At 64.4% G+C, this 20,005-nt stretch carries 21 protein-coding genes and 1 riboswitch; of the genes, 8 read left to right on the plus strand and 13 right to left on the minus strand.

Going from position 1 to position 20,005, the window contains the following annotated elements; genetic code table 11:
- The first annotated feature begins 26 nt into the window (after nt 1-26).
- The gene (locus tag CHR90_RS19280) at nt 27-485 is read left to right on the plus strand and encodes a hypothetical protein (RefSeq protein ID WP_141210963.1); all 459 of its coding nucleotides are present in this window, start codon (nt 27-29) and stop codon (nt 483-485) included.
- 21 nt (nt 486-506) lie between these two features.
- On the opposite strand, the gene CHR90_RS14275 is transcribed toward CHR90_RS19280, so the two are convergent.
- Nucleotides 507-1,463, minus strand: a complete 957-nt coding sequence (locus tag CHR90_RS14275) for an SEL1-like repeat protein (RefSeq protein WP_094409681.1) — start codon at nt 1,461-1,463, stop codon at nt 507-509.
- Nucleotides 1,460-4,279, minus strand: a complete 2,820-nt coding sequence (locus tag CHR90_RS14280) for a [protein-PII] uridylyltransferase (protein WP_094409682.1) — start codon at nt 4,277-4,279, stop codon at nt 1,460-1,462. The genes CHR90_RS14275 and CHR90_RS14280 overlap by 4 nt, the downstream gene beginning before the upstream one ends.
- 118 nt (nt 4,280-4,397) lie before the next feature.
- On the opposite strand from CHR90_RS14280, the gene CHR90_RS19560 reads away from it, so the two are divergent.
- The 3 genes from CHR90_RS19560 to gloA are packed head-to-tail and all read left to right on the plus strand — an operon-like array spanning nt 4,398 to nt 6,254.
- Nucleotides 4,398-5,042, plus strand: coding sequence for a hypothetical protein (locus CHR90_RS19560; RefSeq protein ID WP_096777663.1), 645 nt, complete (start codon nt 4,398-4,400; stop codon nt 5,040-5,042).
- Between the two features lie 32 nt (nt 5,043-5,074).
- The gene (locus CHR90_RS14290) at nt 5,075-5,818 is read left to right on the plus strand and encodes an SDR family oxidoreductase (RefSeq protein ID WP_094409683.1); all 744 of its coding nucleotides are present in this window, start codon (nt 5,075-5,077) and stop codon (nt 5,816-5,818) included.
- Between the two features lie 22 nt (nt 5,819-5,840).
- Complete coding sequence (gene gloA, locus CHR90_RS14295; protein WP_094409684.1) at nt 5,841-6,254, plus strand: lactoylglutathione lyase; 414 nt, start codon at nt 5,841-5,843, stop codon at nt 6,252-6,254.
- A 1-nt stretch (nt 6,255) separates the two neighbouring features.
- On the opposite strand, the gene CHR90_RS14300 is transcribed toward gloA, so the two are convergent.
- The 10 genes from CHR90_RS14300 to CHR90_RS14345 all read right to left on the minus strand — a co-directional run bounded on the left by CHR90_RS14300 (nt 6,256) and on the right by CHR90_RS14345 (nt 15,392).
- Nucleotides 6,256-7,785, minus strand: coding sequence for a sensor domain-containing diguanylate cyclase (locus CHR90_RS14300; RefSeq protein WP_170941415.1), 1,530 nt, complete (start codon nt 7,783-7,785; stop codon nt 6,256-6,258).
- A 286-nt stretch (nt 7,786-8,071) separates the two neighbouring features.
- Complete coding sequence (gene gcvPB / locus CHR90_RS14305; RefSeq protein ID WP_094409686.1) at nt 8,072-9,640, minus strand: aminomethyl-transferring glycine dehydrogenase subunit GcvPB; 1,569 nt, start codon at nt 9,638-9,640, stop codon at nt 8,072-8,074.
- A complete protein-coding gene (gene gcvPA / locus CHR90_RS14310) occupies nt 9,637-10,983 on the minus strand; it encodes an aminomethyl-transferring glycine dehydrogenase subunit GcvPA (protein ID WP_094409687.1) in 1,347 nt (448 codons plus the stop codon). The genes gcvPB and gcvPA overlap by 4 nt, the downstream gene beginning before the upstream one ends.
- Before the next feature lies 1 nt (nt 10,984).
- Complete coding sequence (gcvH, locus tag CHR90_RS14315) at nt 10,985-11,356, minus strand: glycine cleavage system protein GcvH (protein WP_094409688.1); 372 nt, start codon at nt 11,354-11,356, stop codon at nt 10,985-10,987.
- A gap of 15 nt (nt 11,357-11,371) precedes the next feature.
- Nucleotides 11,372-12,493, minus strand: coding sequence for a glycine cleavage system aminomethyltransferase GcvT (gcvT, locus tag CHR90_RS14320; protein ID WP_094409689.1), 1,122 nt, complete (start codon nt 12,491-12,493; stop codon nt 11,372-11,374).
- A gap of 148 nt (nt 12,494-12,641) precedes the next feature.
- Nucleotides 12,642-12,730, minus strand: a riboswitch (glycine riboswitch).
- 65 nt (nt 12,731-12,795) lie between these two features.
- Nucleotides 12,796-12,939 carry a hypothetical protein gene (locus CHR90_RS19460; protein WP_094409690.1) on the minus strand — a complete coding sequence of 48 codons (144 nt, stop codon included), beginning with the start codon at nt 12,937-12,939 and terminating at the stop codon, nt 12,796-12,798.
- Nucleotides 12,936-13,193 (minus strand): GlsB/YeaQ/YmgE family stress response membrane protein, encoded by a 258-nt coding sequence (locus CHR90_RS14330; RefSeq protein WP_094409691.1) that lies wholly within the window; start codon nt 13,191-13,193, stop codon nt 12,936-12,938. Before CHR90_RS14330 ends, CHR90_RS19460 begins: the two co-directional genes overlap by 4 nt.
- Nucleotides 13,194-13,228: 35 nt before the next feature.
- Nucleotides 13,229-13,603, minus strand: a complete 375-nt coding sequence (locus tag CHR90_RS14335; RefSeq protein WP_094409692.1) for a hypothetical protein — start codon at nt 13,601-13,603, stop codon at nt 13,229-13,231.
- The gene (locus CHR90_RS14340; protein WP_229671492.1) at nt 13,600-14,328 is read right to left on the minus strand and encodes a pseudouridine synthase; all 729 of its coding nucleotides are present in this window, start codon (nt 14,326-14,328) and stop codon (nt 13,600-13,602) included. The genes CHR90_RS14335 and CHR90_RS14340 overlap by 4 nt, the downstream gene beginning before the upstream one ends.
- Entirely contained in the window at nt 14,328-15,392 is a 1,065-nt protein-coding gene (locus CHR90_RS14345) for a class I SAM-dependent methyltransferase (protein WP_212668689.1), read from the minus strand. Before CHR90_RS14345 ends, CHR90_RS14340 begins: the two co-directional genes overlap by 1 nt.
- 139 nt (nt 15,393-15,531) lie before the next feature.
- Between CHR90_RS14345 and CHR90_RS14350 the strand changes: the two genes are divergently transcribed.
- Both CHR90_RS14350 and CHR90_RS14355 read left to right on the plus strand, forming a co-directional pair.
- Complete coding sequence (locus tag CHR90_RS14350; RefSeq protein ID WP_094409693.1) at nt 15,532-16,311, plus strand: DeoR/GlpR family DNA-binding transcription regulator; 780 nt, start codon at nt 15,532-15,534, stop codon at nt 16,309-16,311.
- The gene (locus CHR90_RS14355; RefSeq protein ID WP_094409694.1) at nt 16,308-17,465 is read left to right on the plus strand and encodes an MFS transporter; all 1,158 of its coding nucleotides are present in this window, start codon (nt 16,308-16,310) and stop codon (nt 17,463-17,465) included. The genes CHR90_RS14350 and CHR90_RS14355 overlap by 4 nt, the downstream gene beginning before the upstream one ends.
- Here the strand turns inward: CHR90_RS14355 and CHR90_RS14360 are convergent.
- Complete coding sequence (locus tag CHR90_RS14360; protein ID WP_094409695.1) at nt 17,462-18,046, minus strand: TetR/AcrR family transcriptional regulator; 585 nt, start codon at nt 18,044-18,046, stop codon at nt 17,462-17,464. The two genes, CHR90_RS14355 and CHR90_RS14360, sit on opposite strands and share 4 nt — an antisense overlap.
- A gap of 77 nt (nt 18,047-18,123) precedes the next feature.
- Between CHR90_RS14360 and CHR90_RS14365 the strand changes: the two genes are divergently transcribed.
- Both CHR90_RS14365 and CHR90_RS14370 read left to right on the plus strand, forming a co-directional pair.
- Nucleotides 18,124-18,915, plus strand: coding sequence for a crotonase/enoyl-CoA hydratase family protein (locus CHR90_RS14365; RefSeq protein WP_094409696.1), 792 nt, complete (start codon nt 18,124-18,126; stop codon nt 18,913-18,915).
- Between the two features lie 45 nt (nt 18,916-18,960).
- Entirely contained in the window at nt 18,961-20,004 is a 1,044-nt protein-coding gene (locus tag CHR90_RS14370; RefSeq protein WP_094409697.1) for an NAD(P)H-dependent flavin oxidoreductase, read from the plus strand.
- The last annotated feature ends 1 nt before the right edge of the window (nt 20,005 follow it).

Consider the following 20,005-nt stretch of genomic DNA (forward strand, 5'->3'; position numbering starts at 1 on the left):
TTAAAAAATTGTTTTGGGGGGATATAATGAAAAAAGAAAAATTGAATTTGTTCATGATAAGAATTATGAGTAGAGCAATTTCAGTAATTGCGTTTATCTACATTATTTTTCTTTTTTATAAAGAAATTGATCGTATTATTTTTCCCTTGCCTCCATCCGAAGTGCCTAAAAACGAACCTTTAATTATCCGTAGTCAGAGTGTCTTTTATGAATATACAGACAATCTACGTCCCTCTGGACGACGGTTCTCTCATGATGGGAAGCAGGTTGGGCTAGTCTGTGCTCTATCGGTCTATGACCGTCCAAAAATGGCAACTCCTTCCCATTCCTCCTATATCGATGCGTGGCTCTCCAACGAATTTGGAAGGGCCTTCTTAGTGCTCTACGATGAGCAGAAAAATTACATTGGTGCGGTAGAGGTTGATGATTCGAGGGCAAACCCCAGCCCCCTATCATGGGGCGATTGTATGGCTCTTCCCGAGTAGTCGGCTGGCAAGACGGTGCTTCTAACGAACCACCACGCAATCAACTTGCCGCTCCTTGAGCGCCCGGCAGAGGCTTTGTGCCTCGGGTGCGGGGAGCAGTTTACCGAGATAGACGCGCGTCCAACCATCGGCGCCCGTGTCGTGGGTCAGGGAGAGGCCGTCGCGCCAATCGGCGGTTTTGCGGAAGAAATCGCGCTCGAAAGGTTTCAGGCTGCTGGCGTCGCGTAGGGCGGCGACCCGGATGCGGCTATCGCCCACCGGCGCGGGTTTTACGGCACTGGGGGCCGGGGGAGGGGCCACGGGCGGCGGTTCGGGGGAGCGCGCGGGCGTTTCCGGGATCGGCGGCGCGACCGATTTCCGCACCGGGGGCGGGGCCGCTTCCGCCAAGGCCGTATGGTCAACTGTCACCGCCGGGGCGGGCGGTTTTGGCGCGGGCATTGGGAAGGTGCGAACAACGGCATCGGGCCGCCCCGGCACCGGGTCGGGCGCGCGGGTAACGACCTGGGGCGCCCAATTATCGGGCGGGCGCGGGGCATTGGGATCGGGCAGGGCGAAGCGGAAGCTTGGGGACTTCCCTTCCCGCCGCGCGACTTCGGACGCGGCGAGCCCATGGCCGCCCGCAGCGGCGCTTTTGAAGCGGCTCAGCGCCTCCGCCTCTTCCGCCGGATCGTTGCCTGCCAGCAGCAGGCCCAGCCGATAGCTTGCCTCGCGGTGACCGTGATCGGCGGCGCGGGTGAGAAAATCCCGCGCGCCCGCGCGGTTGCGATAGGGCGCGGGCGCCGTCGCCAACAGCAGGCCCAGTTGATATTCCGCCTCCGGCTCCCGAGCATCCGCCAGCGGTTGCCACAGGCTTTGCGCTTCGGCCCAATCCTGGCGGGCGAGGGCTTCCAGCACCTGCACCTGGGTTTCGGCGACATCGCGCGCTTGCGCCCCGGTCAACGCTCCGAGGACGAGCAGCGCGGGCAGCAGGCGGATCATTCGGCGGCGAGCTTGGCGCGGCTGCGCGCGGCGGGCCGGGTCGCCTTCGGTTCGGGCGGGGCGACGGTATCGAGCACGGCAAGCAGCGCCCGGCGCAACTCCTCCACCTTACTGGGCCGTTCGAGCTTCAGGCCGAAAATATCCTTCACATAGAAAACGTCCACCACCTTTTCGCCGTAGGTGGTGATCTTGGCGGCGCCGATTTGCAGGTTTTGCTTGGTGATGGTGCTGCCAAGATCGTGCAGCAGCCCTGGCCGATCGCGGCCATTGATCTCGACCACCGTGGACGTGGCAGAGGCGGAATTATGCACCAGAACACGCGGCGGCACGGTAAAGACCTGGGTGCGCGCCGGGCCGCTGCGCTGGGTCTTGAGATCGGCGAGCGACTTCAGCCGCCCGGACAGGGATTGTTCGATCAGCACGGCCAGGCGCGCCAGCTTATCGGGCCGGTCGAAGGCGCCGCCGTCCTGGTCTTGCACCGTGAAACTATCCAGCACCATCGAGTTCGATAGGGTGAAAATCCGCGCGTCGACGATATTCGCCCCGGCAACCGCCAAGGCCCCGGCGATGCGGGCGAACACGCCCGGATGGTCCCCCGTATAGATGGTCACATCGGTCACGCCGCGCTTGGCATCGACGCGGGTTTCGACCGACAGCGGCGCGCCGTCCAGCATGGCGCGGCGGATCATGCGGGCATTGCGCGCCAAAATCGCCGGGTCGGCGGACAGCCAGTAGGACGGGCTGCCGAGGGCGATATGGGCGTTGAAATCCGCCTCCGCCCAATCGTCCAGCAGCTTGCGCATTTCGGTATGCTGGGCTTGCAGCCGCCGTTCGAGCGGGCTGACGCCTTCCACCGGTTCGGCGGTCAGCTTAGCTTCGGCGAGGGTGTAGAGCTCGCGCAGCAGCCCGGCCTTCCAATTGTTCCAGACTTTCGGACCAACGGCGCGAATATCGGCGACGGTCAGGATCAGCAGCAGCTTCAACCGTTCCGGCGACTGCACCAGATCGACGAAATCCTGCAAGGTCTTCGGATCCTGCAAATCGCGGCGGAAGGCGGTATTGCTCATGGCGAGATGCTGGCGCACCAGCCAGGCGACGGTTTCCGTCTCCTCCGCCGTCAACCCCAGGCGCGGGCAGAGCTTATAAGCCACCTGTTCGCCCAAGACCGAATGATCGCCGCCGCGCCCTTTGGCGATATCGTGCAGCAGCACCGCGACATACAGCGCCCGGCGCGATACCAGCGTTGGGAAGAGGGCGGTGGCCAGCGGCGCTTCGTCCTTCAGTTTGCCTTTTTCGATCGCGGCCAGAATGCCGATGGCGAACAGCGTATGCTCGTCCACCGTAAACACATGGTACATATCGTACTGCATTTGGGCGACGACCCGGCCAAAATCCGGCACAAAGCGGCCCAGCACCCCGGCTTCGTTCATCCGGCGCAGCGCTTGTTCCGGCTCGTTGCGCGACGCGAGCATTTCAAGAAACAGCCGGTTGGCGTCCGGGTGATCGCGCAGCTTGGCGTCGATCAGCTTCAGGTTTTGTGTGACGAGCCGAAGGGCGGTCGGGTGAATATCGAAGCCCGTGCGGTCGGCCTCCCAAAACAGCCGGATCAGGTTTACAGGGTCGGCTAAAAAGGCTTCCTTTTGCCCGATGGAAAGACGGTTCCCCTCGACGATAAAACCGTCCTTCTCGTGCTTTTTGGTCCCGAACCAGCGGTGCAGGGCGGAGGCTTTGGGCTTGCGCTTCTGTTCCGCTTCCAAGGCTGCGCAGAAGATGCGGGTGAGGTCGCCCACGTCTTTCGCCACCAGAAAATAATGCTTCATAAAGCGTTCGACACCGCGCGTGCCCGCGTGGTCGGTATAGCCCATCGCGGCGGCCAGTTCGCGCTGCACGTCGAAGGTCAGCCGCTCTTCCGCCCGGCCCGCCAGATAGTGCAGATGGCAGCGAATGGTCCAGAAGAAGGCCTCGGCTTTCGCGAATTTATTGGCTTCCGCCGTGGTCAGCACGCCGCGCAGCGGCAGGGCGGCGACGTCATCGACCTGATAGGCGTATTTGGCGATCCAATAGAGCGTATGCAGATCGCGGAGGGCGCCTTTGCCTTCCTTGATATTCGGCTCCAGCACATAGCGGCTATCGCCCATCCGCTCGTGCCGCGCGTCGCGCTCGCCCAGTTTGGCTTCGACGAAATCAAGCGCGGTGCCGGTCACCACTTCGGCGGCAAACCGGCGCTTCAGGTCGCTGTAGAGCGCTTGATCCCCCCAAACGTAGCGCGACTCCAGCAGGGCGGTACGGATGGTTTGGTCCTGCCGTGCCATGCGCAGGCATTCTTCGACCGAGCGGGTAGCGTGCCCGACCTTCAGCCCCAAATCCCACAGCATATACAGCATATATTCGACGATCTGCTCGCCGACCGGGGTTTGCTTATAGGGCAGCAGGAACAGTAGATCGACGTCGGAAAATGGCGCCATTTCCCCGCGCCCATAGCCGCCGACGGCGACTACTGCCAGCCGTTCAGCCTGGGTGGGGTTTGGGGTTTGGTAGACCCGCAGCGTCGTATCGTCATAGAGCACGCGGATGAGTTGGTCGGTCAGATAGGCCATCGCCCGCGCGGTTTCGATGCCGCTGGCGCCGCCCGCCAGAAAGCGCCGTTTAATCTCGTCCCGCCCGTGGGCCAACGCCTGTTTCAACTCGGCGAAGACGGCCGTGCGCCGCGCCGGGCTTTGCCGGTCGGTGAAGGTAAGGGCGGCGAGCGTCAGATCAAGCGTGCGACGTTCGATCAGGGCGCGGCGGGCTTTGGGATACGTGGGCGAGCGGACCATGCGGCAAGTTTAATCATTTTTGCTAGGAACGGAAACATCACACCAAACAGCGCAGCTTTTTGTTTAATGCGGCCCTGAGAATGGTAATCTTGCGCCTGAGTTGCCCGAGGGAGATGGAATGAGCGCGGCCCTGAATGCCAGTTTAAAGCAAGCCATTGTTGCCGCGCGCGGCGATAAGGCCGATGCCGCGCGCCGTCTGGTTGCCCTCGCCAAGCATGACCCGGAGGTGATGCTGGCGCTGGTCGAGCCCTATTTACAGGGCATCGCTTTTGATGCGGTGAATAAAGTTCTCGCGCGTGCTGCGGTGAAGGGGGGCGCCCCTGCCGAAAGTGTGGCGGCCCCAGCCCGCACGCGCGCCCCCAGCGCCCCGGCGCATATTCTAGCCTCGTCCGTCGAAACCCTGCCGCCGCCGACCGTGACCGCCCCGCCGAAGGCCGACCCCGTCCCGGTTCCGACCCCGGCGCCGGTTGCTCCCGCGCCCGCTGCGGCGGCTAAACCGGCGCCCAAGCCTGCGCCGAAACCCGCCGCGCCGCGCCGCCCGTTGAAACCGGGGGAAATCCCGTCTGAAACTTTGGATGCGATCTTTGATCAGATCGGCAAGACGCTGCCGCCGGTCAAACGCTCCGTCCGTCAACCGAAAACGCCGGAAGAAGCGATGATGCAGGGCGTGGGCCGCGACCCCAACGGCCCGCCGCCGCCGGTGGCCGGGGCGCGGCACCAGAAAGCCATTCTGGCGATGGCGCAGAGCTTCAAAAAGCGCTGACCCGGCCCTATCTACGATCAGGGGAGGCGGGCATGAAAACCATCGTCATTACCGGCGGTAGCCGGGGGATTGGCCGGGCAACGGCGGTTCTGGCCGGGGCGCGCGGTTGGTCGGTCACTGTCAATTATACCCGCGATGCCGCTGCTGCAGCGGATACCGTTGCGGCGGTCAGTGCTGCCGGAGGGAAAGCCCTTGCGGTTCAAGGGGACGTGACGGTCGAAGCCGATGTCATTCACCTCTTCGATACCGCGCAGGCGGCGTTCGGCCCGCTTGATGGGGTCGTTGTCAATGCCGGGATCGTCGCCCCGGCGGCCTGTTTGGCCGATATGAGCCTTGATCGCCTAACCCGCATGTTCGACGTGAATATCCTTGGCGCCTATCTGACCGCCCGCGAAGGGGCGCGGCGCCTGCCGTTGGATCGCGGTGGGCGCGGCGGGTCGATTGTGCTGGTTTCATCCGCCGCCTCCCGCCTCGGGTCGGCGGGGCAATATGTCGATTACGCCGGAACCAAAGGGGCAATGGATACGCTTGCTCTCGGTTTATCGCGGGAATTGGCGGGCCAAGGCGTGCGCGTCAATGCCGTGCGTCCTGGCATCATTGAAACCGATATTCACGCCAGCGGCGGTCAGCCCGACCGGGCGCAAACGCTGGGTACCACAAGCCCCCTCGGGCGGCCGGGCCGGGCGGAAGAGGTGGCGGAAGCCATTCTCTGGCTGCTCGGCGATGCCGCTTCCTATACCACCGGCGCCTTGCTCGATGTTGCGGGCGGGCGCTGATTTTCCCTGACTGGAGAGACAGATGACGATTCCCGCTCTTAGCGGTGCGCGGATGCTGCACACCATGATCCGCGTGTACGACCTCGATAAATCCATCGATTTCTACACCCGGCTGTTGGGCATGAAACTGCTGCGCCGCAAGGATTACCCGGACGGTAAATTCACGCTGGCCTTCGTTGGCTATGGCGACGAGGCGGACCATACGGTCATCGAACTTACCCATAATTGGGATCACGAACCCTATGATCTCGGCAGCGGCTTCGGCCATATTGCCCTCGGTCTGCCGGATATTTATGCGGCCTGCGAACAATTAGCGGCGGCTGGGGCCAAGATTACCCGCGCCCCCGGTCCGATGAAGCACGGCACCACCCATATCGCCTTCGTCGAAGACCCGGATGGCTATAAGATCGAATTGATCCAGAAAGCGACGCTGTAAGTTACGCGGCGGGGCTGGGCAGCCGGGCTTCCACCCGGTTGCGCCCGTTCACTTTGGCGCGATAGAGCGCCCGGTCGGCGCGGTCGATAGCCTCGTTCAGCCCCTCGCTAATATCCTGTCCCCAAGCAACGCCGATGGAGACGGTGACGCCGATGGGGCTGGTCTGGGTTTCGATCCGCTGATCGGCAATGCGCTGGCGCAACCGCCCGGCGAAGGCAACGGCGGCGGGGCCGGGGCAGCCCGGCAGCAGCAGTACGAATTCCTCGCCACCAAACCGCGCCACCAAATCGCCTTCCCGGCATTGCTGGCGGCACAGGCGGGCAACGGCTTGGATGACCGTATCGCCCACCCCATGCCCGTGGGTATCGTTGATCGCTTTGAACCGGTCGATATCGAGGACCAGCACGCTGAGATCAGTCTGCGGTTTGCCCACGAATCGTGCCTCGACCGCCTCGAAAAAGCCGCGCCGGTTCAGCAGGCCGGTCAGCGGGTCGGTCTGCGCCATTTCCTTCAGCACGCTATTATGTTCGGCGAGGGCAGAGGCTTCGGCGCTGACCGTGGCTAAATCCTGTTCGTAGGTGCCGATGCGGCGGACCAAGGCGCGCAGGGCCTGCGACAGGCGCACAACCTCCCGCGACCCGCCGGAGCGCGAGAGAAAGGCTGTTTCGGGCCGGTCGCTGCTGCGCCGTGCATCCTCCGCCAGCCGGTTGAGCGGCGCAGTCAGGCGGCGGGCGACGAGATAGCTGATGCCGGACCCGATAAGGGCGGCAATCGTGCCGAGCAGCAGCAGCCCTCCCTCGATTTCCCGGATTGGCGCATAGGCGATCTCCATCGGCGTCATCGTTAAGACCCGCCACCCTAAACCGGGGTAATCGCGGTATCCATTGGCGCTATCATAGCCGACGAGCCATTCCGACGACTCGACCGTCTCCCGCCGGGCGCCGGTTTCGCCCCTCAAAGCGGCTTGAACGGCGGGCAGATGGTCCATCGCCTCGCCGATATTGGGGCCGAGCAGCACGCGCCCGGTTCCATCGAGCACGCGGATATCGGTTCCGGGAAAGATGCGCTGCGGCACCAGCAGCGCTTTCCGCATCTGTTCCGCCCATGACCAATAGAGATGAACACCGATTACACCAACCAAGGTGCCGCGCGTATCATAGATTGGGGCCGCAACATCAACGAAGCGCAACGGTTCGCCACCATCGGGGCGCAGCAGCCGATTGAGCAGCAGGGCTTCGTGCAGATCGCCCGCGAAAGGGCCTTTCAGGGCGGCCTTGAACCAGGGGCGTTCGGCGACCGACTGGCCCTCCAGCATCTTACCGGTCGATGCCTCGATAATCCCATCGGGCCGGGCAAAGCCGATCCAGGCATAGCGCGGAAAGCTGCGCTGTAAGTCAGCCATCCACTGCCGCCGCTTTGCCTCGCGCGCACTGCTTTCGGCGACATAGGGGTCGAGCCGGGCGAAGGTTTGTACTTGGCTGTAAACGTCGAACATATCTTGGTCGAGCCGTTCGGCCATTTCATGGGCCAAACCGCTCAGCCGTTCCCCGATTCGGGCTTCTAGACGTTCAGAAAGCCGAAGGTTTAACAGACCAATGGTTGCAAAGGAGCACACAAGAATAATAACGGCAGTAAGGGCCGAAATTTGAACACTTAATGAAAACCGCTCCAGAAACTGTTTATCCATCGGTCGTCAAAGAATAATCGTCAGGAAACCGGCTCACCCTAGAGCGAAATCTACGCTGCGGCAATCGTGAGGACGCAAAAACGAAAAAAGGGGCGGAAAGCCGCCCCTTTTTCATACCATAATACCGGATTTATTCGGCGGCCTGGGCCAACTCCGGCGCCACCCAGCGCAGAATCGGCTTGCGGGCGGCCAGGGTTTCATCAAGGCGGCGGCGCGGCGTTAGGCGCGGGGCGGCGTGGAACGCCTCCGCTGTGCCGGCCTTGGCCTTGTCCGCCAGGCTGCGCATGACGGCGATGAACTGGTCCAAGGTGGCCTTATCTTCCGTCTCGGTCGGTTCGATCAGCATCGCCCCATGCACGACCAGCGGGAAATACATGGTCATCGGGTGATAGCCTTCGTCGATCAGCGCCTTGGCAAAATCGAGCGTGGAGACGCCGGTATCCTTCAGGAAATCGTCGTTGAACAGCACTTCGTGCATGCACGGCCCTTCGAAGGGGGCGGAGAAGACATCCTTCAGGCTGGCCAGAATGTAATTGGCGTTCAGCACCGCATCCGACGAGACCTGCCACAAACCATCGGCCCCGTGGCTGAGCATATAGGCCAGCGCGCGGACGAACATGCCCATCTGGCCGTGGAAGGCTTTGAGCCGCCCGAAGCTCTGGGCCGCTTCGGCCTTGGCCTGTTCCAGCACGGCATAGCTGCCGTTCTGATTGACCACCCAGGGCAGCGGGGCGAAGGGCGCGAGCGCGTCCGACAGCACCACCGGCCCCGAACCCGGACCACCGCCGCCGTGCGGGGTGGAGAAGGTTTTGTGCAGGTTGATATGCATGCAATCGACGCCGAGGTCGGCCGGGCGGACCCGGCCGACGATGGCGTTGAAATTAGCGCCGTCGCAGTAGAAATAGCCGCCCGCGCCGTGGATGGCGTCGGCAATCTCGCGGATGTCGCGCTCGAACAGCCCGCAGGTATTCGGATTGGTCAGCATGATCGCTGCCACATCCGGCCCCAGCTTGGCCTTGAAGGCATCGAGATCGACGCGGCCTTCGGTGGTCGCCGGGATCGGATCGACGGTGAAGCCAATCGCGGCAGCGGTCGCCGGATTGGTGCCGTGGGCCGATTCGGGCACCAGCACCCGCGTGCGGTGGCTTTCGCCGCGCGCCGCGAGGGCGGCCTTAATCGCGACCATGCCGCAGAATTCCCCATGCGCCCCGGCGGCGGGGGACATGGCGACGGCGGGCATGCCGGTCAGCGTCTTCAGCCAATGGGCCAGGGTATCGATCAACTCCAGCGCGCCTTGCACGGTGGAAATCGGCTGCAACGGGTGCACGTCCGAGAAACCGGGCAGCCGCGCCATGCGTTCATTGAGGCGCGGATTATGCTTCATCGTGCAGGAGCCGAGCGGGAAGAAGCCCGAATCGATGCCGTAGTTCTTCTGGCTCAGGCGGGTGAAATGGCGCACCACCTGCGGTTCGGCGAGATCGGGCAAGCCTATGCCGCCGCGCCGGGCAAGCCCGCCCAAGCGGTTCGGAGCCTGCGGGGCGTCCGGCAGATCGACGCCAAGACGGCCCGGCTGGCCGAGTTCGAAGATCAGCCCTTCTTCCAGCACAAGGCCCCGGTTGCCGGAGAAGGTTTCGACAGACGCCGTTTCAGCGGCGGTTTCGCGGGCGCTACGGCCCTGGGAACGGTCGAGAAGGGTCATGCCAGCACCTCTTTCAGCCCGGCGACGAGCGCGTCCATATCCTCGTCGGTCACGGTTTCGGTGACGGCGACGAGCAGGTGATTCTTAAGGTCGGAATGATCCGGCCACAGGCGGGCGGCGGGCACCCCGGCCAGAATGCGCTTCTGGGCCAGGGCTTCAACCACTGCCGAGGCATCCTTCGGCAGCACCAGCGTCACTTCATTGAAGAACGCTTCGTTCAGCACGCGCACGCCCGGAACCGCCTTCAGCTTTTCAACGAGCTGGCTGGTCTTGGCGTGATTGAGCGCCGCCAACTGCGTAAAGCCGGTTTCGCCCAGCAGCGACAGATGCACGGTGAAAGCGAGGGCGCAGAGGCCCGCGTTCGTGCAAATATTGCTGGTGGCCTTCTCGCGCCGGATGTGCTGCTCGCGGGTCGAGAGCGTTAGCACCCAGCCGCGCTTACCGTCGGCATCGACGGTTTCGCCGCAGAGACGGCCCGGCATCTGGCGCATGTATTTTTCGCGCGTGGCAAAGAGACCGACATAGGGGCCGCCGAAGTTAAGGCCACTGCCGATAGACTGGCCTTCGGCGACGACGATATCCGCCCCCATCGCCCCCGGCGGCATCAGCGCGCCCAGGGAAACGGCTTCCGTCACCACAACAACCAGCAGCGCCCCTTTGGCGTGGGCGGCATTGGCCAACGGCGTCAGATCGCGGATATGCCCGAAGACGGAGGGGTTTTGCACGACGACGCAGGCGGTCTGATCGTCGATGCGGGACGCGAGATCTTCCAGGCCTTCCGGGTCGGCAGCGGCGCTATCCAGCGTGAAATCGCCATAGGCGGCGTGGGTCGCGGCGATTTCCGCATAATGCGGGTGTAGCCCACCCGACAGGATCGCCTTCTTGCGCTTGGTGACGCGGGTCGCCATCACGACGGCTTCAACGCAGGCGGTGGAACCGTCGTACATGGAGGCGTTCGCCACCTCCATGCCGGTCAGCATCGCGACTTGCGTTTGAAACTCGAAGAGATATTGCAGCGTGCCTTGGGCGATTTCCGGCTGATACGGCGTGTAGGCCGTCAGAAACTCGCCGCGCTGGATGATGTAATCGACGCTGGCGGGCACATGGTGGCGATAAGCCCCGGCGCCGACGAAGAAAGGAACTTCGCCCGCAACCAAGTTCTTACCGGCCATCGCCTTCAACTGCCGCTCGACCGAGAGTTCCCCGGCGTGGTGCGGCAGATCGACCGGCGCGCGGCGCACGGCGGCGGCGGGAACATCTTTGAACAGGGCATCGACGGAGGGGGCGCCGATAGTGGCGAGCATCGCCCGCCGGTCGGCCTCGGTCAGCGGCAGATAGCGCATGTTAGGCTCCGATATGGGCCTGATAGGCCGCTTCGTCCATAAGACCGTCGAGTTCGCCAGCGTCGGCCAGGGTCAGTTCGAAGAACCAACCATCGCCCTGCGGATCGGTGTTCACTAGGCTGGGATCGTCCGGCAGCGCGTCGTTGACCGCCGAAATCGTGCCGGAAACCGGGGCGTAAATGTCCGACGCGGCCTTAACCGACTCGACCACCGCGGCTTCCTTGCCCTTGGCGAATTTGGCGCCAACGGTGGGCAGATCGACGAACACCACGTCGCCCAACTGTTCCTGCGCATAGGCGGTAATGCCGACGCGGGCGGTGGTGCCGGTGATCAGCACCCATTCGTGATCTTCGGTGAACTTCAAGCTGCTCATGACGGAAAGCCTTTCTTAGCGAACGTAACGATGGGGCGTGAACGGCAGGGCGGCAACCTGGGCCGGAACCGGCTTGCCGCGCAGTTCCAGGAACAGGGCGCGGCCCACGGCGGCATGGCTGGCAGCGACATAGCCCATCGCCACGGGACCATTGACCGTGGGGCCAAAGCCGCCGCTGGTGACCGTGCCAAGAAACTCGGTCAGCGCGGCATCGGCGTAAATCTTCGCCCCTTCGCGCACGGGCGCCCGGCCTTCCGGTTGAAGGCCGACGCGGCGGCGGCTGGTGCCATCGGCCAACTGCTGCTGCACCACGGACGCGCCGGGGAAACCGCCTTCGGCGCGGCGGCGCTTGGAAATCGTCCAGGCCAGATCGGCTTCGATGGGCGTAGTATCCTGGGTGATGTCGTGACCATAGAGGCAAAGCCCGGCTTCGAGCCGCAGCGAATCGCGCGCGCCGAGGCCGATGGGTTTCACCCGCGCATCGGCAAGCAAGGCCTGCGCCAGCGACTGCGCAGCGCTATTCGGCACCGAAATTTCGAACCCATCTTCGCCGGTATAGCCGGAGCGGGTGATGAACAGCGTCACCCCGCTCCAAGCAAACTCCGCCCCCGACAGGAAGCCCAAGTCTTCAACGCCCTCGATCAGCGTTTCCAACACGGTCACCGCCTGCGGGCCTTGCAGCGCCAGCAGCGCGGCGTCGTGATGCTCGATCACCTCGCAATCGGGCAGCTTGGCGCGGAAACGGGCAATATCCTGGGTCTTGCAGGCGGCATTGACGACGACGAACAGCCGATCTTCGAGCTTGGTCACCATCAGATCATCAAGGATACCGGCGGCATCGTCGGTCAGCATCGTATAGCGCATGCGGCCCGGCTTCAGCGCCTGGATGTCGCCCGGCACCAGCCGTTCTAGCGCGGCGGCGGGATCGGCGCCATTCAGGCCCCGGATCGTCACTTGCCCCATGTGCGACACGTCGAACAGCCCGGCGCTGCTGCGCGTGAAATTATGCTCGGTTAGAATGCCGGTCGGATATTGCACCGGCATGGCATAGCCCGCGAAGGGCACCATGCGTGCCCCAAGGGCGCGATGCAGCGCATCGAGCGCGGTGGTCAGCAGGGGAGTCTCGGTATCGGTCACAGTCTGGGTGCCTTTCGCGCAAGCGATCTCGCGTGCCGTCCTCCGACGGCGGGCACCCCCTCTGTCTTTAAACCTGAAAGATCGACCGGGCTTTCACCCAGCTTGCCTCGTCGGTGGACGGCAGACGCCGCCGCTTTCCAGAGCAGCCTTTCCCTGTGCGGTCCATTTGCCTGAGAGTTTCCGGGGCGGGTTGCTCCTTCGGCGGCGGACGGCTCCGCGCTCTCCCACGCAGGGCTTTATGACCTAAGGGCAGGTATGGGGGATTCGGGCCGGGAAGTCAATTGGCCTTCCCCCCGTGTGAATTAGTTATTCTGGATCGAGACCCCATTGCTATCGATCCGCAACTCCAGCCCCTTCGGCTTTGTCTGCTCACGGTAGATATAGGCGCCAAGGCCTGCAATCACAGCGATCAGCACGCCGATTAGAATATAGCCGAATTTGTTCATGCTGCCCGCCGTAAAAGTCCGAGAACGACCAAGAAGATAATCGCGCCGATGGTGGCGTGCAGGATCGCCGACAGAATACCGCCGCCAAAAACTAAGCCGACCGAGGGCAAGATCAGCCCTGCGACGAAAGCGCCGACGACGCCAACAACGGCATTGCGGATAAAGCCGAAGCCGCCTCCCGCCACCACTAGGCCCGCGAGCCAACCGGCGACGGTGCCGACGAACAGAAAAACCAGCAACGAGGGAACGCCCATGATCGACCTCCCAATCGGGTGAGGAGACCCGCAGCCTATTGCAGAATCAGGTAATTATTGACGTAACCGACCTTCTGGGTGCGCACGCTCATTGTCACGCGGCGGCCATCGGCGAATTGCAGGGTGATCGAGCCTTTTGGTGAGCCGTTCGGGTGGGTCGCCTGAATAACGATCCCGGCGGCGGCATCGAAGGCTAGCTTTAAGCCGCGATCCATTTTCGATTTCATCACCTGATAGCCGCGCGGCGGTAGGATATAGAGCTGCCCAACGTCGGGCACGACGCCGTTTAGCGTCTGGCTATCGCGCACGGTCAGAACCTTGCGCTCCTCCTTCGCCGGGCCTGCCGCAGCGGCGGGCAGGGCGGTGAAGCAGGCGAGCAGCAGAAGCGGCAGCAGGCGGCGCATGGTCATTCCTTTGAAACCTGTTCGGCAAAGATCGCCTTCAGATCAGCCTCGGTCAAGGCGCGCCAGTCGCCGGGGCCTAATTGTCCCAAATCAAGACCGCCGATCTGGGCGCGGTGCAGGGTTTCGACGTGATTGCCGACGGCGGCCAGCATCCGCCGCACCTGATGGTAGCGCCCTTCGGTCAGGCGGACCTCCACCTGTTTGCCATCGTCCGAAACCGCGCGCAGCCCGGCGGGTTTGCACGGGGTTTTTTCGCCCTGAAGCGTCAGGGTGCCGCTCGCGAAAATGGCGGCCTCATCCCCGCGCAGCGGGCGGGCGAGGGTGGCTTGATAGAGTTTTTCCACCTTGCGTTTGGGCGAGATGATCTTATGCAGCAACTGCCCGTCGTCGGTCATCAGCACCAGGCCGGAGGTGTCCTTATCCAGCCGCCCCGCGACCGACAGCACCGGGTCGCGGCGGCGGAAGCGGGCGGGCAGCAGATCATAGACCAGCCGCCCCGGGTCTTCCGTCGAACAAACGAAGCCGACCGGCTTATGCAGGATCAGCGTCAGCGGCGCCGGGTCCAGCGGTTCGCCATCGGCTTTCAGGCGGGCAGGTTCGATGCGCGGATCATCTTCTAGCACCGTGCCGTCGGTCAGCGACAGGCGGCCATCGGCGATCCAGCCTTCGGCTTCCCGGCGCGAGGCGCAGTAGCCCAAGGCCATCAACCATTGCGAGGCGCGTTTCAGCATCAGCGCACCGCCGTCAGCAGTTTGAAGCCGTCCGCTTCGGCGATTTGCTGCCAGGACGCAAACTCTGCCTCAAGCTCCCGCTCGTAGGGCAGGGTGATATTGGCAACGAGCATCAGCCGCCCGCCCGGCTTTAGCCCGTGGGCGGCGGCGCGGATGAAGGCGCGGCCCAAATCCGGTAGCGCGGCGCGGCCCTGGTGGAACGGCGGGTTCATCACCACCGCGTCCCACTGCGCCACCCCATGCGGCTGGCTGGCATCGGCCCAGCGCACGGCGGCGCGCGGATCGGTGAGATTTTGACGGGCGAGGGCGACGGCGCGCGCGTCCGCCTCGAGAGCATCCAGCCGGGTGATGCCGGGGCAGCGCGCCAGCAGTTCCGCCGACAGATAGCCCCAGCCGCAGCCGAGATCGGCCACCGCGCCCGACAGATCGGCGGGCAGATGGGCGGCGAGCAACTGCGATCCCGCGTCGAGATGATCCCAGGCGAACAGACCCGGCGCGGTAAGCACGGGGGAGCCGTGGGGCAGCAGCGGCAGCGGGCGCGGTTGGGCGGCGGCGATCCAGGCGGCGGCGAGGCCGGTTTTGAAATCGGCCCCTTTTTGCGCCCAAAGCACGCGGCATTTATGCTTCGACAGCACGCCGACCGAGCCGAAGAGATCGGCAAGATCGCCCTGCGCCCGCGCGGCGCCGCCCGTATTGGCGACGGCGACGGCAAGCATCCCCCCTTCGGCCAAAGTTTCCGCCATCAGGGCCAAATCGCCCAGCGCGCGCTCGCGCTGTTTGCCGGGTATCAGCAGGGCGAGGCGCGGGGCCGCGCCATAATCGCGGGTCAGCCGGTCGCGCAAGGGCTCGGAGGCAGCGGGCACCGGCTCCACCGTCCAGCCGCGCGCCGCCAGCCGGTCGGCCTGGGGTTCGAAATCTTCCAGCAGCAACGCGCGCGTCTGCGGCAAATCCTCCAGCGGGGCGCCAGGAATCAGCCCCTGCGCCAGGATCGGGCCGGTTTCGGGAAGGGCGATCAGCCCCCGGTCGAGCGCAACCGCCAGGGCGGCCTGTTCGGATTCAGTCATGCTTCTCCCCTACAGGGGGAATGGGACAAAAGGAAGTCGAAACCATGACAGGCCGATAACGGGCTTTTGCTGCTTCTTGCGGGTTTGTGCATATTCTGGCATAAACCCGCTGAAACGCGGATAATCAGGAAGAAAGCCGATGTTGGCCGAAGAGCGGCGGGAACGGATTCTGGAGATGCTGGGGCAGCAGGGGCGGGTGATTGCCGCCGATCTGGCCCAGCGCTTCGCCACGTCGGAAGATACGATCCGGCGTGATCTGCGCGATCTCGATCTTGCCGGCAAGCTGCGCCGGGTTCACGGCGGGGCGGTGCGCCGCACCGGGATGGGGCCGGATTTCCGCGAGCGGGTGGCGACCGATCCGGTGCGTAAACGTGCCCTGGCCCTCGCAGCGGCGGCGTTGATCCGCCCCGAGGATATTCTGCTGATCGATGCGGGCAGTACCAACCTTGCCCTCGCCCGGCTGCTGGAGGACGGGCAGGCGACGGCGATCATCACCAACTGCCCGCATATCGCGGTGGCGACCGGGCATTTCAGTCGAACGGAAGTGATCATGCTCGGCGGCACGGTTGCTGCCGGAACCGGCTCGGTGCGCGGTGCGCGGACCCTGCGGGCGCTGGCCGATATTCGCGCCGACCTGTGTTTTATCGGCGCCTGCGGCCTCGATCCGGCCTTTGGCCTGGGGGTTTGGGAGTCGGAGGATGCCGTGCTGAAACAGGCGATGATCTACGCCAGCCACCGCACGGCCTGCGCCGTGACGACCGAAAAACTCACCCAGACGGCGCCGTTCAAAGTCGCCGACCTTGCTGGGCTGCATCATATAATTTTGGAAGCCGACGCCCCTGCCGATCTCGTCACCCGCTTGCGGGCGGGGGCGGAGGCGCCCGATGTGCGGATTGCCGCGCCGGAGGCCGGGCAATGAACGCCGCCGTTCGCGCCCGCTGGGTCATTTCCGCCGTCTTCTTAGCGAATGGGATGGGCTACGGCCTGTGGGCCGCCCATATGCCCGTGCTGCGCGACGCGCTGAGCTTGGGGGAGGCGGCGCTGAGTCTCATCCTCATGCTGGTCGCCGTCGGCGCCTTGCTCGGGATGCCGGTGGCGGGTTGGCTCGGCGGGCGCATCGGTACCCATCGGGCGACGCGCTTGTTTCTGCCCGCCGCGCTGGGAAGCGTTGTGCTGCCGATCCTGCTGGCGGTCTTTCTGCCCGAGAGTGCCCCGCGCCTGACCGTGATGGCGATCAGCGCCATTCTGTTCGGCATTGGCAATGGTGCGTTGGATGTGGCGATGAATGCCCAAGCCAGTACGGTGGAGAAGACGCTCGGCTACCCGATGCTCTCCAGTTGCCACGGGTTCTTCAGCCTCGGCGGCTTGCTCGGGTCCGGCCTCGGCGGCGGGTTGATCCTGATCGATTTTGGGCGCGGCGACGGCATGGCGGCGGTTTTGCTGCTGCTGTTTGTTCTGTTGGTCTGGCCCGCCCGCTTTTTGCTGCCGACAGCCGCCGAGGCTGAAGACAAAAAGCGCTTTCCCTTTACCGGCGCCGTGGTCGCGCTCGGGGCGCTTGCCTTCGGCTGCTTTATGGTCGAAGGGGCGGTGGCGGATTGGAGTGCGCTGCTACTAACGACGACCCTACCGCCGGGCGCCTCGGTCGGTTGGGCGGCCGCCGGGTACACGGCCTATTCGCTGGCGATGGCCACCTGCCGCTTCGCCGGGGACCGTATCGTCGGGCGTTTCGGCCCGGTGCGCACGCTGGCGGTGAGCGGTCTAGCGATCTCGGTGGGATTGCTGATCGCGGTCACGGCCCCCTTGCTGCCGCTTGGCGCGGCGGGTTTCGTGCTGGTCGGTCTCGGGGCGGCGAATGTCGTGCCGGTGCTGTTCCGCGCGTCGGCCAATCTGCCGGGTATCAGTCCCAGCGCAGGCGTCGCGGCGGCCGCAACGCTGGGCTATGCCGGGTTCCTGCTCGGGCCGCCGCTGATCGGCTGGGGGGCGGCGCAGTCCAGCCTGAACATCGCCCTCGGGGTCTTGGCGATCATGGGGCTGGCGCTGCTCGCCGGGCGGCGGTTGGTGATGCGCGCTTAGGCCTTTTCCGCCAGGGCTGCCGCCACCAGCGTGCGGGCGGCGATCCCGGCGGTGCGGGCATAGCCTGGGTCGCTATGGGTCAGCATCGCGGCGAAAGCCCCATCGATCAGAACGGCGATCTGCTGCGCCAGGCTTGGTGCCGCTGCAATGCCGTTTGCGCGGAAAATCCCCTCCAGCCAAGTTTCGACCTTCTTCTTATGGGTCGCGCCGATCTTGCGGGCGGGATGGCCGGGCTGATTGGCCAGTTCGGCAATCGTCCGCAGAAACCCGCAGCCGCGCCATTTTGGGTGGCTGGCCGTTTCGGCGAGGCGGGTGAAGACCGTTTCGATCCGCTCCGGCAGGCTTTTATCCTCTGCGCCCAACCACCCGGCGAAAGCGGCCAAATTCGGCTGGTCGCGCTGGCTAAGATAGGCCGCGACCAGATCGTCCTTGCTGATGAAGTGATAATAGAGCGTCTTTTTCGTCACCTCCGCCCGCTCGGCAATCGCATCGACACTGATCGAGCGGATTCCCTCCAAGTAAAACAGATAGGCGGATGCCTTCAATATCCGGTCGCGGGCGGTTGGGGATGGGGCCGTCATTGGTATACTCACTAGTGAGTTTGAACGCGCCCCCAGGCTGATACGCTTCCCCAGCATTGACAAGGGAGGATCGGCCAATGCGGGAAAAAGTTCTGATCGAGCAGAAGGGCGCCATCGCCCTGCTCACGCTCAACCGCCCTGAAAAGCTGAATGCGCTGGATTACGAGACGAACGACCGGCTGCTAGGCCTGCTCGATCAGATCGAAGCCCAGGCCGATATTCGCGCCGTGATCATCACCGGCGCGGGGGAGCGGGCGTTTTCGGCAGGGGGAGATATTCCCGAATTTGCGGCCAGCATCCGGCGCGGGACGGAGGAGGCCGTGCGGGAGTTTTGTCGCCGGGGGCAGGCGATGACGGCGCGCTTCGAAGCCTTTCCGAAGCCGGTCATTGCCGCCGTCAATGGCATCGCCTTCGGCGGTGGCTGCGAGATTACCGAGGCGGTGCATCTGGCCGTCGCTTCCGAGCGGGCGATTTTTGCCAAGCCGGAGATCAATATCGGTATTCCGCCGACCTTTGGCGGCACCCAGCGCCTGTCGCGCCTTGCCGGGCGCAAGCGGGCGCTGGAACTGCTGCTGACCGGAGACAGTTTTTCCCCGGCCCGCGCGTATGAATTGGGGTTGGTCAACGCTGTTGTGCCGCACGACGACCTGCTGCCTGCGGCCTTCGATCTGGCCGGGCGGATTTTGCGGCATTCGTCGCTGGCGGCAGCGCGGATTATCGCCGCCGTTACCCGAGGGCTGAACACCAGTATCAGTGAAGGCTTGGAGATCGAGCGCGAGCAATTCGCCCGCATGTGTCCGACGCAGGATGTTCACGCGGGGCTGAACGCCTGGATAGAACGCCGGACGCCGGTTTACAGCGGAAACTGATAGGATCGCGGCAACCTGTTCCGATTTACCCGAGGAGTCTTCCCCGTGATCGATCTTCTAACCCAAGCGCCGGTTATCCAGGCCCCGATGGTCGGCTCGCTCAGTCCGCTCGTGATCGCGGTCTGCGCAGCGGGTGGGCTTGGGTCGCTGGCCTGCGCCGCTTTATCGCCCGATCAAATCCGCCGCGAGGTTGCGGCGATCCGCGCCGAGACCGCCGCCCCCTTCAACCTCAATTTCTTCTGCCATACCCCGCCGACCGCTGATGCGGCGAAGGATGCCGCGTGGCTCGACGCCCTCGCGCCCTATTACGCTGAGGCGGACGTGCCGCTGACGGCGGCCCGGCGTGGCGGGGGGCGCAACCCATTCGACGAGGCCGCGTGCGAAGTGGTGGAGGAGCTACGGCCCCCTATTGTCAGCTTTCATTTCGGTCTGCCTGAGGCGGCCTTGCTCACGCGGGTGCGGCAAACCGGCGCGCGGATTCTCTCCTCCGCCACCACCGTCGCCGAAGCGCGCTGGCTGGAAGCCCAGGGGGTTGACGCGATTATCGCCCAGGGGAACGAGGCCGGGGGGCATCGCGGGATGTTCTTGACGGCGGATAGTGACGGGCAACCGGGCCTGTTTGCCTTACTGCCGCAACTCGTCGATGCGGTCATCGTTCCCGTGATCGCCGCCGGGGCGATTGCCGATGCGCGCGGTGTGCGCGCGGCCTTCGCGTTGGGGGCGCGGGCGGTCCAAGTCGGCACGGCCTATCTGTTGACACCGCAGGCGGGCCGGTCGGCACTGCACCGTTCGGCAATCCATGCGGCGCGGGACGAGGATACGCGGCTGACCAACCTCTATACCGGGCGGCCCGCGCGCGGGCTGCTGACGCGCTTTATGCGGGAGCAAGGCCCGATGAGCACCGTTGCCCCCGCCTTTCCGCTGGCAACTGGCGCCGTCGATCCCCTAAGGGCAGCCTTTGAGGCGAAGGGCCGCGATGATTTTTCCATGCTCTGGTCTGGGCAGGCAGGCGGTTTGGCGCGGGAGCAGGACGCGGGCGTGCTTACGCAGCACTTGTTGGCGGAAGCACGCCGCTGGCAAGGGGCATAGC

This window comes from Elstera cyanobacteriorum (assembly GCF_002251735.1).
Taxonomy (GTDB): domain Bacteria; phylum Pseudomonadota; class Alphaproteobacteria; order Elsterales; family Elsteraceae; genus Elstera; species Elstera cyanobacteriorum.

Bases quoted from the DNA above. Each gene is read 5' to 3' on its own strand.
- CHR90_RS14275 (WP_094409681.1), bottom strand. From the start codon at position 1,463: ATGATCCGCCTGCTGCCCGCGCTGCTCGTCCTCGGAGCGTTGACCGGG.
- CHR90_RS14335 (WP_094409692.1), bottom strand. From the start codon at position 13,603: ATGACCATGCGCCGCCTGCTGCCGCTTCTGCTGCTCGCCTGCTTCACC.
- CHR90_RS14290 (WP_094409683.1), top strand. From the start codon at position 5,075: ATGAAAACCATCGTCATTACCGGCGGTAGCCGGGGGATTGGCCGGGCA.
- gcvH (WP_094409688.1), bottom strand. From the start codon at position 11,356: ATGAGCAGCTTGAAGTTCACCGAAGATCACGAATGGGTGCTGATCACC.
- CHR90_RS14280 (WP_094409682.1), bottom strand. From the start codon at position 4,279: ATGGTCCGCTCGCCCACGTATCCCAAAGCCCGCCGCGCCCTGATCGAA.
- CHR90_RS19460 (WP_094409690.1), bottom strand. From the start codon at position 12,939: ATGAACAAATTCGGCTATATTCTAATCGGCGTGCTGATCGCTGTGATT.
- gloA (WP_094409684.1), top strand. From the start codon at position 5,841: ATGACGATTCCCGCTCTTAGCGGTGCGCGGATGCTGCACACCATGATC.
- CHR90_RS14355 (WP_094409694.1), top strand. From the start codon at position 16,308: ATGAACGCCGCCGTTCGCGCCCGCTGGGTCATTTCCGCCGTCTTCTTA.
- CHR90_RS19280 (WP_141210963.1), top strand. From the start codon at position 27: ATGAAAAAAGAAAAATTGAATTTGTTCATGATAAGAATTATGAGTAGA.
- CHR90_RS14340 (WP_229671492.1), bottom strand. From the start codon at position 14,328: ATGCTGAAACGCGCCTCGCAATGGTTGATGGCCTTGGGCTACTGCGCC.
- CHR90_RS14330 (WP_094409691.1), bottom strand. From the start codon at position 13,193: ATGGGCGTTCCCTCGTTGCTGGTTTTTCTGTTCGTCGGCACCGTCGCC.
- CHR90_RS14350 (WP_094409693.1), top strand. From the start codon at position 15,532: ATGTTGGCCGAAGAGCGGCGGGAACGGATTCTGGAGATGCTGGGGCAG.
- CHR90_RS14360 (WP_094409695.1), bottom strand. From the start codon at position 18,046: ATGACGGCCCCATCCCCAACCGCCCGCGACCGGATATTGAAGGCATCC.
- CHR90_RS14365 (WP_094409696.1), top strand. From the start codon at position 18,124: ATGCGGGAAAAAGTTCTGATCGAGCAGAAGGGCGCCATCGCCCTGCTC.
- gcvPA (WP_094409687.1), bottom strand. From the start codon at position 10,983: ATGCGCTATCTGCCGCTGACCGAGGCCGACCGGCGGGCGATGCTCGCC.
- CHR90_RS14345 (WP_212668689.1), bottom strand. From the start codon at position 15,392: ATGACTGAATCCGAACAGGCCGCCCTGGCGGTTGCGCTCGACCGGGGG.
- CHR90_RS19560 (WP_096777663.1), top strand. From the start codon at position 4,398: ATGAGCGCGGCCCTGAATGCCAGTTTAAAGCAAGCCATTGTTGCCGCG.
- gcvPB (WP_094409686.1), bottom strand. From the start codon at position 9,640: ATGACCCTTCTCGACCGTTCCCAGGGCCGTAGCGCCCGCGAAACCGCC.